At 69.3% G+C, this 13,547-nt stretch carries 10 protein-coding genes and 2 tRNA genes; 7 read left to right on the forward strand and 5 right to left on the reverse strand.

The window, feature by feature from the left end:
* The first annotated feature begins 85 nt into the window (after positions 1–85).
* The 3 genes from JRI60_RS24700 to rsmI are packed head-to-tail and all read left to right on the forward strand — an operon-like array spanning position 86 to position 3,300.
* Positions 86–2,041, forward strand: coding sequence for an ATP-binding protein (locus JRI60_RS24700; protein WP_204228343.1), 1,956 nt, complete (start codon positions 86–88; stop codon positions 2,039–2,041).
* 37 nt (positions 2,042–2,078) lie between these two features.
* Positions 2,079–2,462, forward strand: coding sequence for a YraN family protein (locus tag JRI60_RS24705; protein WP_204228344.1), 384 nt, complete (start codon positions 2,079–2,081; stop codon positions 2,460–2,462).
* 7 nt (positions 2,463–2,469) lie between these two features.
* The gene (gene rsmI / locus JRI60_RS24710) at positions 2,470–3,300 is read left to right on the forward strand and encodes a 16S rRNA (cytidine(1402)-2'-O)-methyltransferase (RefSeq protein WP_204228345.1); all 831 of its coding nucleotides are present in this window, start codon (positions 2,470–2,472) and stop codon (positions 3,298–3,300) included.
* Positions 3,301–3,526: 226 nt separating this feature from the next.
* Here rsmI and JRI60_RS24715 read toward each other — a convergent pair whose 3' ends face one another.
* The 5 genes from JRI60_RS24715 to JRI60_RS24735 form a co-directional block, all read right to left on the reverse strand.
* On the reverse strand, positions 3,527–4,813 hold the full coding sequence (locus JRI60_RS24715; RefSeq protein ID WP_204228346.1) for a hypothetical protein: 1,287 nt from the start codon (positions 4,811–4,813) through the stop codon (positions 3,527–3,529).
* A gap of 119 nt (positions 4,814–4,932) precedes the next feature.
* Positions 4,933–6,021, reverse strand: coding sequence for a peptidoglycan DD-metalloendopeptidase family protein (locus JRI60_RS24720; RefSeq protein ID WP_204228347.1), 1,089 nt, complete (start codon positions 6,019–6,021; stop codon positions 4,933–4,935).
* Between the two features lie 77 nt (positions 6,022–6,098).
* Positions 6,099–7,517, reverse strand: coding sequence for a sigma-54-dependent transcriptional regulator (locus tag JRI60_RS24725; protein WP_204228348.1), 1,419 nt, complete (start codon positions 7,515–7,517; stop codon positions 6,099–6,101).
* Positions 7,518–7,541: 24 nt separating this feature from the next.
* Positions 7,542–8,399 (reverse strand): family 1 encapsulin nanocompartment shell protein, encoded by an 858-nt coding sequence (locus JRI60_RS24730; RefSeq protein ID WP_204228349.1) that lies wholly within the window; start codon positions 8,397–8,399, stop codon positions 7,542–7,544.
* A gap of 27 nt (positions 8,400–8,426) precedes the next feature.
* On the reverse strand, positions 8,427–8,906 hold the full coding sequence (locus JRI60_RS24735) for a ferritin (RefSeq protein ID WP_204228350.1): 480 nt from the start codon (positions 8,904–8,906) through the stop codon (positions 8,427–8,429).
* Between the two features lie 232 nt (positions 8,907–9,138).
* On the opposite strand from JRI60_RS24735, the gene murJ reads away from it, so the two are divergent.
* The 4 genes from murJ to JRI60_RS24755 all read left to right on the forward strand — a co-directional run bounded on the left by murJ (position 9,139) and on the right by JRI60_RS24755 (position 13,495).
* Positions 9,139–10,713 carry a murein biosynthesis integral membrane protein MurJ gene (gene murJ, locus JRI60_RS24740; RefSeq protein WP_239470841.1) on the forward strand — a complete coding sequence of 525 codons (1,575 nt, stop codon included), beginning with the start codon at positions 9,139–9,141 and terminating at the stop codon, positions 10,711–10,713.
* 387 nt (positions 10,714–11,100) lie between these two features.
* Positions 11,101–13,173 (forward strand): S1 RNA-binding domain-containing protein, encoded by a 2,073-nt coding sequence (locus JRI60_RS24745; protein ID WP_204228351.1) that lies wholly within the window; start codon positions 11,101–11,103, stop codon positions 13,171–13,173.
* A gap of 100 nt (positions 13,174–13,273) precedes the next feature.
* Positions 13,274–13,347: transfer RNA gene (locus tag JRI60_RS24750), tRNA-Met, on the forward strand.
* 74 nt (positions 13,348–13,421) lie between these two features.
* Positions 13,422–13,495 (forward strand) — tRNA-Met (locus JRI60_RS24755).
* The last annotated feature ends 52 nt before the right edge of the window (positions 13,496–13,547 follow it).

Consider the following 13,547-nt stretch of genomic DNA (forward strand, 5'->3'; position numbering starts at 1 on the left):
CGCGGCCCGGTTTCTCGAAAAGGGAGTGTCCTCTTACGAGGGCACTCCCTTTTTTCATGCCCGTGCGCGCTAGAATGGGGGGCGCATGAACTTCGTCGAGGTCGCCGTCCAGAACGTCCGGGGTTTCTCTCCCACGGGCCGTTTCGCCTTCAAGTCCGGGTATCTGGTGCTCAAGCCGCCCACGGAATCGAGCCCGCTGGCCGGACTCGCGCTCGCGCTGCTGTACGCGGACGGGAGGGGTGGAGACGCCGCTCTCGCCGCCTCGCCGCAGAAGCCGGGCAAGGCCGCGCTCACCTTCGTGGGGCAGGACAACGTCACCTACCGCGTGCTGCGCGAGCTGGGGGGTGGTGGCTCTCTGCACCGGCTCAATCCCACGACGAAGCAGCCGGAGCTGGTGACGCAGGACACCACCGACGCGAACCAGTTCCTCCGCGGCCAGGCGGGGCTCCCGCCGCGCACTTCGTTCGAGCAGCTCTACTGCCTCCAGGCGGCGCAGCTGCCCTCGCGTCGGCCTCGGGGCGCGGGCCGCGCGGCCTCCACGTCGGGTCTGCGCGCGATGTCGACCCCGGGCATGCCCGCCCTGCGCACGCAGTCGTCCCCGAGCCTGCCGGGCCTCCACGCGCCTTCTTCTCCGGGCATGCCCGCGGTGATGCCCGCCTCGGACCTCCCCGCCGCCGAGGCGAAGCTGAAGGAGCTCGAGAGGGAGTACGTCTTCTGCAAGGAGGTGGACAACCTCCAGTTCGAGGTGGACGGGCTCAACTCGCAGGTGTTCGATCTCGAGTCGAAGCTGCGGAGCACGGACGGGCTGAAGGAGAAGCTGCGCCAGGTGGAGGCGGCCTGGGCCGCCGAGCCCACGCCCGAATCACTGGGGCTGCCCCAGGACATCGTGGCCCGCGCGGAGCGCTACCCGAAGCTCATCGCGCGGAAGGACGATGCGATCGCGCGCCTCGAGTCCGAGCGTGAGGCGGCCGAGGAGGAGTCGCGGCGTCTGCCGGACGTGGAGCCGCTCACCCGCAACCGCAACTTCTGGATCGCCGTGGCGGCGGGCGTGGCGTGCTTCATCGCGGGCCTCGTGCTGCCGGCCCAGGCCCGGTACGTGGGGCTGCTGGACATCCCCGCCTTCGGCTTCGCCGCGGTGCTGGCCCTGCGCTACGTGGACGAGCTGCAGTACACCGACAAGGTGCGCCGCAAGGGCGAGATGTTCGTCGTGCGCGAGAAGAAGATCCTCGAGGAGTTCGAGGCCGAGGCGGCGGCGGTGCGCAAGGCGATGGAGGTGTTCGACGTGGACACGCCGGCGGACATTCCGCCCCGGCTCCAGCGGCGCGAGGAGCTCGGCGCCGAGGTGGCCCAGCTGCGCGCGCAGCTCGTGTCCATGGAGAAGCACCCGGAGTTCGTCGAGGCCGCCCACCAGCTGCCGGTGCTGCGCCAGCAGATCGAGCTGCTCAACGCGCAGGTCTCGGAGAAGGGCTCGTTCGTCCGGGACGTGCGCGAGGTGGAGCGCGAGATGGCGCGGCTCAAGGAGTCCATCGCGCTCGCGCGCAATCCGCAGATGCTGATGGGCGGGCTGATGCCGGGCATGGAGATGACGGGCCTGGAGCCGCTGGAGGATCCGGCGCCCATGCTGATCAGCCTGACGGCGGACGTGCTGGCCACGGACATGCACGCGGTGATGGGGATGCTCCGGGAGCGGTGCGTGCAGTACTTTGGCGCGCTCACGGATCGCCGCTACGTGGGCGTGGAGTGGGACAAGGACGGGAGGACGGTGGTGGTAGGCGCCTCGGGCCGGCGGATGCCGCTGGGCGAGCTGCCTCCGCGCGAGGTGGATCTGTTCTTCCTGAGCCTGCGGCTGACGGTGGTGGAGAAGGTGAGCGCCCGGGTGAAGCTGCCGTTGCTGGTGGAGGACGCGCTGATTGGAGTGGACGAGGCGAAGCTGCCGCTGCTGGGGCGGATGCTCAAGCACCTGGGGACGATGACGCAGGTGCTGCACGTGACGGCGCACCCGGGCTTCACGCAGTTGGCGGACGGGACGATCAATCTGTAGCGCGAGGGCCCCGAGAGAAGGGGCCCGGGAGGGGTGGATGGGAAGGGGAGGGGCGGAGGTGGATCGGAAGGGGTACGGGGACGAGGGCGAGGAGGTGGCGGTGCGCTTCCTGGAGGGGCAGGGCTACCGCGTGAGGGCGCGCAACTACGCGTGCCGGCACGGGGAGCTGGATGTGGTGGCCGAGCGAGGAGAGACCGTGTGCTTCGTGGAAGTGCGGATGCGCTCCACGGCGGTGTGGGGAGATCCGTCGCACACGGTGTCGTTCGCGAAGCAGCGCAGGGTGGTGAAGGCGGCGCTGCACTACCTGCAGACGCAGAGGCTGCGGGAGAAGATGATCCGCTTCGACGTCATCTCGGTGGTGGGACGCGGCGAGCGCGCGACGGTGGAGCACCTGCCGGGCGCCTTCGACGCGGGCATGTGAGGCACGGATGGCAGGGACGCTCTATCTGGTGGCCACGCCCATCGGGAACCTGGGGGACATCTCCGCGCGCGCGCTGGAGACGTTGCGGCAGGTGTCCTTCGTGGCGTGCGAGGACACGCGGCACTCGCGCGTGCTGTTGGATCACTTCGGAATCTCCGTGGACACGGTGAGCCTGCCGGCCTTCGCCGAGGGCCAGCGGGCCGGACGCATCCTGGATCGGCTCGAGGCGGGGGAGGACTGCGCGCTGGTGACGGACGCGGGCAGCCCGGCGATCAGCGATCCCGGGGAGAAGCTGGTGGCGGAGGCGCTGGAGCGAGGGGTGAAGGTGGTGCCGGTGCCTGGGCCGGCGGCGCTGATCGCGGCGCTGAGCGCCTCGGGGCTGCCGACGGGGCGCTTCCACTTCCTGGGCTTCCTGCCGCGCAAGGGGCCCGAGCGCCAGAGCATGCTGGAAGAGGTGGCGCCGCTCTCGGCGACGCTGGCCCTGTACGAGTCCCCGAGGAGGCTGGCGGAGACGCTGGTGGACCTGAAGGACGCGCTGGGGGAGCGGCGGGTGGTGGTGGCGCGGGAGCTGACGAAGGTGCACGAGGAGTTCGTGCGAGGGACGCTCTCGGAGCTGGCGGAGCGCTACGCGACGGAGGAGCCGCGGGGCGAGGTGGTGGTGCTGGTGGAGGGGCGCACGGGAGAGCACCGCTGGTCCGAGGAGGAGTTGCGGCGTGCGCTGGAGGAGGGGTTGGGACGAGGGGAGAAGCTCAAGGGACTGAGCACCGAGCTGGCGAAGCGAGCCGGATGGTCGGGACAGGACGTGTACCGGCTGGGGCTCGGGTTGAAGAAGCGCTGAAAACCCTCACCCTAGCCCTCTCCCAGAGGGAGAGGGGACATGCACGGTGAGGAACCAGGTTGGACCCTCTCCCTCTGGGAGAGGGACGGGGTGAGGGTATATCGGTTCCCGGGTTGCCAATCTCCCCGCGCCATCTACCCCGAGTCTCCGTGCTCACGGAGAGGAACCCGGGGGACGGCTACCCTCACCCTGACCCTCTCCCGAAGGGAGAGGGAAAGGAGGGCCCCTAGAAACTGAAGGTAGCGCTCAGCTCCAGCCGGAAGTCCTTGCTCTCGGTGGCGTAGAAGCGCCGCGAGACGAAGTCCGTGCGGAAGTCGAAGTTGGGATTGATCTCCGCCGGGTTGCCCGTGAGGTCCACGGACCCGTTACCATCCACATCCTTGCCGATCTTCTCGTCGGTCAGCACGTGGTCGGTGTTGTACAGGAGCATGCCGGAGCCGCGGAGGGTCAGCACGTCGTTGACCTGGGCCTTCAGTGCGAGCTGTCCGCCCATCTGCATGTAATCACCGGTGTAGAGCAGCTTGCGCAGCGCACCACTCAGCTCGTTGTAGTAGCGGCCCTCGGACACGTAGTTGGTGATGGCGCGCAGGTCCAGCCACACCTTGCGGTTGGGCTGGTTGTAGACGTGGAACTCGGAGCCGAAGGTCACGCCGCCGGTGTGGGGGGCCTGGATGCCGGTCGCCTTGCGATCCCACCCGTTGATGCCGCAGTTCTGCGGGCGGCCGAGGTTCTGCGGGCTCAACTCCTTCTGGTCGCAGTTGGAGTAGAAGCCGGGGCCGCGCACGGGCACGGTGTAGTGCATCTTGAAGTACGGGTCGGCGATGCCGATCCGCCGGGAGAGCGCGGTGTACATCGTGTACTTGTGCACGCGGTCGCCGATGTTGCGCGCGTTGTCCACCTCGGTATCCGTCGGAATGCTGGGATCCAGCTTCGCGGCGGTGGGGGCTTCGTAGTCGAGCCCCACGACCCACGTGGGCTTGGTGTCGTCGTTGCGCTGGTTGAAGATGGCCCAGGCCAGACCGAAGCGCATGTTGCCCACGCCGCCGCGCAACGTCTCCAGGGGGACGTTGAAGAGCGGCTGAGCGCTCGGGAGCGTGCAGGGCCCACCATCCGGCGCGCAGTTGTTGCCGATGGTGTTGTTGAGGATGGTGGAGTTGGACTCGTCGGTGCCGACGATGAAGTCCCACTTCTCCGTGCGCTGGAAGACGATGGGCACGCCGAACGACAGCTCGACATCCCGGGAGATGCCGATGGCCAGGTCGAAGTTCAGGCGCGGGTCGACGCCCCTGTACCAGAGCTCGTTGGCGTACTCACGCGTCCCACCGGCCTCGGTGGGGAGCGACTCGCGGACGATCTTCGTACGCCGTTGGGTGAGCTCGACGCCCACGTCGATGAACATCCCGAACGGATCATCGTCCTCGAAGGAGGAAGCGACGCGGGTGATATCCGCTGCGGTGGCGACGAACGGCGCACCCAGCGTCAGCGCGGCGACAACGGCGCGAAGCCTGGACATCCGACCTCCGGAACCACTCCCCGGGCGCCCAGCCCATGCCGCCTAACCCCCGGGAAATGTTGAGAAATTGTCCGGGGACGCTAGCCGTCGCACGCAGGGGTGTCAAGAAACGGATGGCTTCAGCCGCCGGCTACCGTGGTGCCGAGCAGCCCATCCAGCCGGCGAATCTCGACCTCGAGGGTGGGACGCTGGGCGGCCGGCAGCGAGCGCCGGTAGGTGCGATGGGTCTCGTAGGGATCCAACACGCGATCCTCGCCGACCTCGAGCTGGTAGTGCAGGTGGGGCGCGAAGGAGCGGCCGCTGTTGCCGCTGCGGCCCAGCATGGCGCCCGTGGCGAAGCGGTCGCCCACCTTCACCGAGCGGGGCAGCTCGTCCATGTGCAGGAAGATGGCGCGGCGGCGCTTGCCGCCCGTCTCCTCGAGCTCGAGGCAGTTGCCGTTGAAGCGGAAGCTCCAGTTCTTGCGGCGGATGACGCCGGCGAAGGGGGCCTTCACGGGAGTGCCCACGGGCGTCTTGAAGTCCACGCCCTTGTGGCGGCGGCCATCGCGCAGCAGCGACGTCACCTGCTCGTAGTCGTCCAGGGGCGAGTTCTCCAGGCGCAGCTCCAGCTCCTCGCCGCTGGGCAGGTAGTAGCGGGGGTTCTTGTCGCTCTCGGCCTGGAAGCGGTAGGTGCGGTGCGTCTGGCCCGTCTTGTTGCTGGTGAAGCGCACCGCGTGCACGAGGGGCTCCTCGTTGGGGCGCGTCTCATAGAGGATGTCGAGGGTGTCACCGCGGCGCAGGTCGCCCGGCACATCCACCCACCACACCAGCGTGCGCGTCACCACCTGGGCGAGCGCGGGACCGATCTCGGGGCCGGCGGCGACGACCATGGCCGTCTCCAGCGGGCCGTCGATGCGGACGGAGGCATGGGCGAGCCCGGTGGCCTTGGCCGAATCCGGGACCATGGGGGCCGGAGCCGTCGCGGCGGCGGCCGCCGGAGCGGGGTTGGGCGAGGCGGGATGGGGCGCGGCGCCGGTGTCCCCGGAGCCCATGGCCACGGGCGGGGTGACGGGCTGCTCGTTCGCGGCGGGCGGCTTCTCCGAGGTGAGTCGCTGCTTCCACCACCAGACGCCTCCGGCGCTCAGGCCGAGCAGCAAGGAGACGACCATCACCGGCCCCACGGGGCTCTTTTTCGGCTGGGGTCCGAGGGTGGGAAGAGGCGGCCGCATTCAGGCTCCCAAGAGAGGAAAGGGGTTTGCGCCGGGACCGAACCGACGGTTTCGCGGCGATATTTCGCCTACGTGCTTCAGTCGTCGATGCCTTCGTCCCGCCCGTCCTGGGCGGTGGTGTCTCGCAGGCCGAATTCCTTCATCTTCGTCTGGAGGGACTTGCGGCTGATCTGCAGCAGCTTGGCGGCTCGCGTGACGTTGCCGCCCGTTTCCTCCAGGGCCTTGGTGATGAGGTCCTTCTCCAGCTCGGCCGCCTTCATGCGGACGATGTCCTTGAGCCCACCCTCGCCGGGCGGGGACTCGAGTGGAGCGGCCGAGGGAGCGGGCGCTGGGGTGCTGGAGCCCTGGCGGATGGGATCCGGAAGATCCTTCGCGGTGATGTGCGGCCCGTCGGCGAAGAGGAGTACGCGCTCGATGAGGTTCTCCAGCTCGCGGATGTTGCCGGGCCAGTTGTAGGCCCGCAGCAGCGCCATCGCGTCGTCGTCGATGGCCTCGATCTTCTTGTTGAGCTTGCGGTTGTACTTCTCCACGAAGTGCCCCGCGAGCATGGGGATGTCGCCGCGGCGCTCGCGCAGGGGCGGGAGCATGATGGGCACCACCGCCAGGCGGTAGTACAGATCCTTGCGGAAGCGCCCGGCCTCGATCTCCGCCTGCAGATCGCGATTGGTGGCCGCGATGAGCCGCACGTCCACGCGCGTCGTCTTGATGCCGCCCACGCGCTCGAACTCACCCTCCTGGAGGGCACGCAGCAGCTTCACCTGCATCTCGACGGGAATCTCTCCAATCTCGTCGAGGAAGAGGGTGCCACCGTCGGCCAGCTCGAAGCGGCCGGGCTTGGAGGTGACGGCGCCGGTGAAGGCGCCGCGCTCGTAGCCGAAGAGCTCGGACTCGAGGAGGTTGTGGGGGATGGCGGCGCAGTTGATCTTGATGAACGGCTTGTCGCGGCGGCTGGAGGCGCCGTGGAGGGCGGAGGCGATGAGCTCCTTGCCGGTGCCGCTCTCGCCGGTGATGAGGACGGTGGAGGGGGTGTCCGCCACCTTGTCGATGATCTTGAAGACGTCCTGGAGCTGGGTGGACTCGCCGATGATGGCGGCGCGGGCCTTGGCGTCGGCGCGAACGGAGCGCTGGGCGATGTCGTGCGCCTTGGAGGCTTTGGCGATGGCGGCGGAGAGCTCGGCCTGGTCGAAGGGCTTGGTGACGTAGTCGAAGGCGCCGGCCTTGATGGCCTCGACGGCGGAGTCGACGGTGCCGTGAGCGGTGATGATGATGACGGGGACGTCGGGGTTGGCGGCGTTGACGGCGCGCAGCACCTCCATGCCGCCGGCCTTGGGCATGACGAGGTCGGTGACGACGATGTCCGCGCCGTTCTTGTGGAACTCGGCGAGACCCTGCTCGCCATCGGCGGCGACCGTGACGTCGAAGCCGTCACGGCGCAGCATGGCGGCGAGCACCTTGCGCAGGTTCGCCTCGTCGTCGATGACCAGAACTTTCGCCATGGGGGCTGGCGGGAGAGCGCCGGACTAACCGCGGACCGGTGAGGACTCGAGGGTGCAGATGGAGTCGGGGTGCTTGATGCGCAGGATGAGCGACTCGAGGACGCGGAAGGGGTGGTTCATGCGGGAGGCGCCCAGGTAGGCGGCGACCATGTCCATGGCGACGGCGAGGTCCATGTTCTCGCGGCCGGTGGAGACGACGACGCCCGAGTCACCGCGCAGGCGGTTGGACTGGAAGACGCCGTCGGCGGCGAGCTGACGGATGGTCTCGATCTCCAGCACGCCCGTCTTCTCGAAGATGCGGTGCAGCAGGGAGAAGAGGCGGGGCGAGAGGACGACGGCATAGGGGCCGTAGTGACCGGACTCGTTGAGCTTGCGGGTGGCCTCGACGATGGCGAGGTAGCCGGCGCCGGGGGTGGTCCAGTCCCCGAGCGGCACGGTGAGGCGGCCGGCGGCGTTCATCAGCCCCTCGTGGCCGAGCTTGGGGTCACCGTAGAAGATGAGCTCGTCTTCCTGCTGGGCGCACAGGGCGGCGGCGCCGGCGGCGGCGGACACGTCCAGGGGCATGTTGTGGAGGCGGGCGGCCTCGATGTCGCGCCAGTGCAGCAGGAAGTCCTTGTAGATGATGGGGATCGTCTTGAACTTGCGCGCGTCGGTGAAGACGGAGGCCGTCTCCTGCTCGCCGACGATGTCCACGGCACCGGGGCTGACGCCGGTGTACTCGTCATGGGGGACGGTCTGCACACCGGCGCCCAGCGGACCGTAGATGTCCAGGATGCGACGACCGACGAGGGAGCGCCGGGCGACCTGGATGACGGTCTCGTTGAGGCGAGCCCACTCGTCCTCGCGCAGCGGGTTCTCGGCATGTCCAAGGAAGTCAGGCATGGGGAAGCTCCAGGGGGAGGTACGTGCTCAGCGGCTGCGCCGCAGCGAGCCGACGGTCAGGGGTTGGGTGCCCGGGCTGGGCGGCGGGGCCGGCACGCCGTAGACGACGCGCTGGGGAGGAAGCAGGGAAGGAGGCGGCTCGGGTGCGGCGCCGCGCCCGTTGCGGGGCGGGGGAGCCGCGGGAGCCGGTGCGGTGGGAGCCGCCGGAGCGGGAGCCTGGGAGGGCTGGGAAGGCTGGCCCTGGATGGCGCCCTGGAAGTGGCCCTCGACGACGGGCTTGGTGAAGTGGGCCTCCTGACCGGCGTCGAGGAGGCGAAGCATGTGGACGGCCTCGGCGACGTGCTCCTTCTCCTCGGCGGCGAGGTGCATGAAGAAGTCGCGGATCTCCGGACTGGAGGAAGCACGAGCGAAAGCCTCGTACTCGTTGATGGTCTCCAGTTCGCGCGCCAACACACGGCGGACGAGCGCGACATCGGTCGAGAGGTCGTTGTCTGGGGGACCGGCCATGGGAGCGCTGACCATTGCGGCCAGCAGGGGGGACCGTCAAGGGAAACCAGTGGGGGAGGAGTTCACGCTTCAAGCAGGTGAACGCTCCGCATAGAGTGCGAGCCCCTTGACCGTTTCGTCCGCACGTTCCGAGTCTCCCCCCGCCTCCGAGAAGCCTCCCGCGCCTCCGCGCGCTCCCGCGAAGAGTGGAGGTGCGCTGTTCGTGGCGGCGGGCATCCTGGCCTCGCGGTTGATGGGGCTGGTGCGCGAGCGTGTCCTGGCGCACTACCTGGGCAATTCGGGGATGGCCGCCGTGTTCAAGGCGGCGCTGCGCATCCCCAACTTCCTGCAGAACCTCTTTGGAGAGGGGGTGCTGTCGGGCTCGTTCATCCCGGTGTACGCGGGGCTGCTGGGGAAGGGGGACTCGAAGGAAGCGGATCGGGTGGCGGGGGCGGTGTTCGGGCTGCTCGCGCTGGCCACGGGTGTGCTGGTGGCGGTGGGAATGTTGGCCACGCCGCTGTTCGTGGACACGGTGGCCCCGGGCTTCGAGGGCGAGGCGCGCGCGATGGCCATCCGGCTGGTGCGCATCCTCTTCCCGGGCACGGGGATGCTGGTGCTGTCCGCGTGGTGCCTGGGGGTGCTCAACAGTCACCGGAAGTTCTTCCTGTCGTACCTGGCGCCGGTGGTGTGGAACCTGGCGATCATCGCGGCGCTGCTGGTGGCGGGAGGACGGGGGCTGGGCGAGGAGCGGCTGGTGGTGGTGCTCTCCTACGCGGTGGTGGTGGGCAGCGTCCTGCAGTTCCTGGTGCAGGTGCCCTCGGTGCTGAAGCTGCTGGGACACTTCCGGCCCAGCCTGTCGATGGCCAACGAGTCCGTACGCCAGGTGCTGCGCAGCTTCGGGACGGTGGTGCTCGGGCGCGGGGTGGTGCAGATCAGCGCCTACATCGATACGTCCTACGCGTCGCTCATCGCGGCGCGGGCGCTGTCGACCCTGACGTACGCGCAGACGATCTACCTCATCCCGGTGAGCCTCTTCGGCATGTCGATCTCCGCGGCGGAGCTGCCGGAGATGTCGCGCGCGGCGGGGACGGGGGAGGAGGTGGCGGCCAAGCTGCGAGCGCGCATCGAGGCGGGCTCGCGCCGCATCGCCTTCTTCGTGGTGCCGTCGTCGGCGGCGTTGCTGTTCATCGGGGACGTGGTGGCGGGGGCGCTGCTGCAGACGGGCAAGTTCACCGGCGGGGACACGCGCTACGTCTGGTACGTGCTGATGGGGGCGTCGGTGGGCCTGGTGGCGGCGGCGCTGGGACGCCTGTACGCCTCGACCTTCTACGCGCTGAAGGACACACGCACGCCACTCCGCTTCGCGGCACTGCGGGTATGCCTGGACGCGGCGCTGGCCTGGTTCCTGGCGTTCAAGGTACCAGGGCTGCTCGGCCTGCCGGCGCACATGGGAACGGCCTTCTTCCCGCTCTCGGGTGGGCTGATGGCCTGGTTCGAGTCGACGATGCTGAGGCGGATGCTCGCCCGGCAGCTGGGGCCGGTGAAGCTGCCGCGAGGGATGGGGAAGCTATGGGGGGCGGCGGTCGCGGCGGGGCTGACGGGGCTGGGCATCAAGGTGGGGCTGGCGAGGGTGCTGGGGCCGATGCCGGGGGTGGCGCAGGAGTGGGGAGGACACTTCCTCTCCGCGCCGGCGCTGCACCCGATCCTCCTCTTCGGGGCGGTGGTCCTGCCCTTCGGGGCGATCTACTTCGGGCTGACATGGGCGCTGGGGGTGCCCGAGTCGAAATCGGTCCTCCAGAGGGTCCTGGGCCGGAGGCTCATCCGTTAAGAACCTCAAGGGTAACGTCGGCCGCTCCCTCCCTCTCCCGCCGGGAGAGGGTCGGGGTGAGGGTATCCCGCCCCCCGGGGTCTGCTCCGTGGCAAGCCCCCTCTCCCTCTGGGAGAGGGCGGGGGTGAGGGTCTTCCTTCCGCGAAGAACGTTGCCACTGTGAACGAGGGGCCGAACCCAGGGGAGCAGGCGGGCAGACCCGCCTTCGCCCAGGGGGGATGGCCTGTCCGACGGGTCGCGTTATGGAGGGTTCCGGGCGCATTGGGCGGAAAGATGACGACATGCGTCTTCCGTACAAGCACGGCGCATGTGTAGAGTGCGCCGCCTTTTTCCCCAGCCGGGGGCATGGTGTCCCAGCGCTGGATTTCGTTCAGGAAGGTCCTGGCAGTGAGCGACGAGAAGAACGGTTCCGTGGGTTCTGGCGGCGGCGGCGGGGCGGGAGGCTTCGGTCCCAAGAAGCCGAAGGCCACTTTTGGCGACGTGATGCTGGGCATCCCGGCGGGCCGTGGCGGCGAGCGCGAGGAGCGCGGTGGCCGTGATCGGGACCGCCGCTCGGATCGCCCGCGAGGAGAAGGAGAGCGAGAGGCCCGTCCGGCGAAGCCGGAGGGTGAGGCGGGAGGACAGCCCCGTGCGGCTTCCGGCGAGGGAGCACCGCGCGGCGAGCGCCGTGAGCGCGGTGGAGACCGCGGCGGCCGGGGTGGCGAGCGCGGGGGTGGAGGCAGAGGCGGCGAGCGCCGGCCGCAGGGCCCGATGGTGGTGGTGAAGCGTGCCTCGGGCGCGGTGGAGACGCGGGGTCCGGTGACGCCGGCTCCGGCGGCGACCGCTCCGGCCGAGCCGGCGGCGACGACCGAGGCCCCGGTGGCCGCGGCGGAGTCCGCTCCGGTCGCGTCGGCGGCTCCGGCGCCGAAGGCTCCGGTGGCTCCGACGCCGAGCAGCGCGCTCTACGAGGAGGTCCCCGAGTCGGAGTCCTTCGCGGAGATGTTCGCGGCGCAGCAGAAGGACGGCGGCATGCCGGCCCGGCGCTCGGTGCGAATCGGCGAGAAGGTGACGGGCACGATCTTCCAGCTCGGCGCGGACACGGCCTTCGTGACGCTGTCCAACGCCAAGAGCGAGGCGATGATCGAGCTGCGCGAGCTCAAGGACGACGAGGGTGTGCTGCGCTACGGCGTGGGAGACACCATCGAGGCGCACGTCATCGAGGCGGGCGCTCGGGGCATCCTGCTGAGCCGCGCGCTGGCCAAGGGCAGCGCCAACATGGCGATGCTGGCCGAGGCCCGCGCCTCCGGCATGCCGGTGGAGGGCATGGTCCTCTCGGTGAACAAGGGTGGCGTCGAGGTGGCGATCGGCGACGTGCGCGCCTTCTGCCCGATCAGCCAGCTGGACATCCGCTTCGTGGAGAAGCCGGACCAGTTCATCGGCGAGAAGCTCACGTTCCGCGTGACCGAGGTGAGGGATCGCAACGTGGTGCTCTCGCGCCGCTCGCTGCTCGAGGACGAGCAGAAGAAGCTGGCGGCCAAGACGCGCGAGTCGCTGGCCGAGGGCAAGGTGGTCAAGGGCAAGGTCACGGGTGTGCGTGACTTCGGCGCCTTCGTGGACCTGGGCGGAGTGGAGGGGATGATCCCCGTCTCCGAGATGTCCTACATGCGCGTGGCCCACCCGAGCGACGTGGTGAAGCAGGGCGACGAGGTGGAGGTGGAGATCCTCCGCATGGAGCCCGCGCAGCCGAACTCGCCGGACAAGGCGAAGCAGAAGGAGCGCATCACGCTCTCGATGCGCGCGCGCCAGGAGGACCCCTTCAAGACGGCGCTCGCGGAGATCAAGGAGGGCGACCGGCTGCAGGGCAAGGTGGTGCGGCTGCAGCCCTTCGGCGCCTTCGTGGAGCTGCGTCCGGGCGTGGACGGCCTGGTGCACATCTCCGCGCTGTCCGAGCGCCGCATCGCGCACCCGCGCGACGTGGTGCAGGTGGGCGAGACCGTCTGGGTGCAGGTGGAGAAGATCGACGCGAACGACAAGCGCATCGGTCTGCGGCGGATCACCGAGGAGGAGGCGCAGCGCCCCGCCGAGGAGCGTCCGGTCGCCGCCGCCGAGGAGAAGAAGCCGGCCGAGCCCGCGGCGCCTCGCCCGAAGGTGGGCCAGGTGGTGGTGGGCAAGGTGGACCGCATCGAGCCCTACGGCGTGTTCCTCGTGTTCCCGGGCGGCAAGGGTCTCATCCCCGCGGCCGAGACGGGCACGGAGCGCGGCACGGATCTGCGCAAGAAGTTCTCGCTGGGCCAGGAGCTGAAGGTGGCTCTGGTGGACATCGACGCGTCCGGGAAGATCCGCCTCTCCATCACCGCCGCCGAGCGGGCCGAGGAGCGCGCGGAGGTCGAGGCGTGGACGAAGAGCCAGCAGCCAGTCGGTGGTGGCAAGAAGGGACTGGGCACCCTGGCGGATCTGTTCAAGCAGAAGCTGGGCAAGTAGTGCGCGCACGGGAGGCGCGGGAATGAAGAACGCGCCTCCCGGCGTTCGATGAAAACAGTTGACGCTCTGGGGGGAGGGCGGTACTAACCCCCCACATCGCCGCGGGGTGGAGCAGCCTGGTAGCTCGTCGGGCTCATAACCCGAAGGTCGCAGGTTCAAATCCTGCCCCCGCAACTCGACAGGCCAGAGACCCTGCCGGAAATGATAGACAGGGTCTCTGGTGTTTGACATAGAGCAGCAAACGGTATCGCGGGGTGGAGCAGCCTGGTAGCTCGTCGGGCTCATAACCCGAAGGTCGCAGGTTCAAATCCTGCCCCCGCAACTCGTGGATGAGGCCCCGCTGGTGGAGAGCCAGCGGGGCTTTATCGTTGCAA

It is taken from the genome of Archangium violaceum, from assembly GCF_016887565.1.
Taxonomy (GTDB): Bacteria; Myxococcota; Myxococcia; order Myxococcales; family Myxococcaceae; genus Archangium; species Archangium violaceum_B.

Bases quoted from the DNA above. Each gene is read 5' to 3' on its own strand.
- JRI60_RS24700 (WP_204228343.1), top strand. From the start codon at position 86: ATGAACTTCGTCGAGGTCGCCGTCCAGAACGTCCGGGGTTTCTCTCCC.
- JRI60_RS24705 (WP_204228344.1), top strand. From the start codon at position 2,079: ATGGGAAGGGGAGGGGCGGAGGTGGATCGGAAGGGGTACGGGGACGAG.
- rsmI (WP_204228345.1), top strand. From the start codon at position 2,470: ATGGCAGGGACGCTCTATCTGGTGGCCACGCCCATCGGGAACCTGGGG.
- JRI60_RS24715 (WP_204228346.1), bottom strand. From the start codon at position 4,813: ATGTCCAGGCTTCGCGCCGTTGTCGCCGCGCTGACGCTGGGTGCGCCG.
- JRI60_RS24720 (WP_204228347.1), bottom strand. From the start codon at position 6,021: ATGCGGCCGCCTCTTCCCACCCTCGGACCCCAGCCGAAAAAGAGCCCC.
- JRI60_RS24725 (WP_204228348.1), bottom strand. From the start codon at position 7,517: ATGGCGAAAGTTCTGGTCATCGACGACGAGGCGAACCTGCGCAAGGTG.
- JRI60_RS24730 (WP_204228349.1), bottom strand. From the start codon at position 8,399: ATGCCTGACTTCCTTGGACATGCCGAGAACCCGCTGCGCGAGGACGAG.
- JRI60_RS24735 (WP_204228350.1), bottom strand. From the start codon at position 8,906: ATGGCCGGTCCCCCAGACAACGACCTCTCGACCGATGTCGCGCTCGTC.
- murJ (WP_239470841.1), top strand. From the start codon at position 9,139: ATGGGGCTGGTGCGCGAGCGTGTCCTGGCGCACTACCTGGGCAATTCG.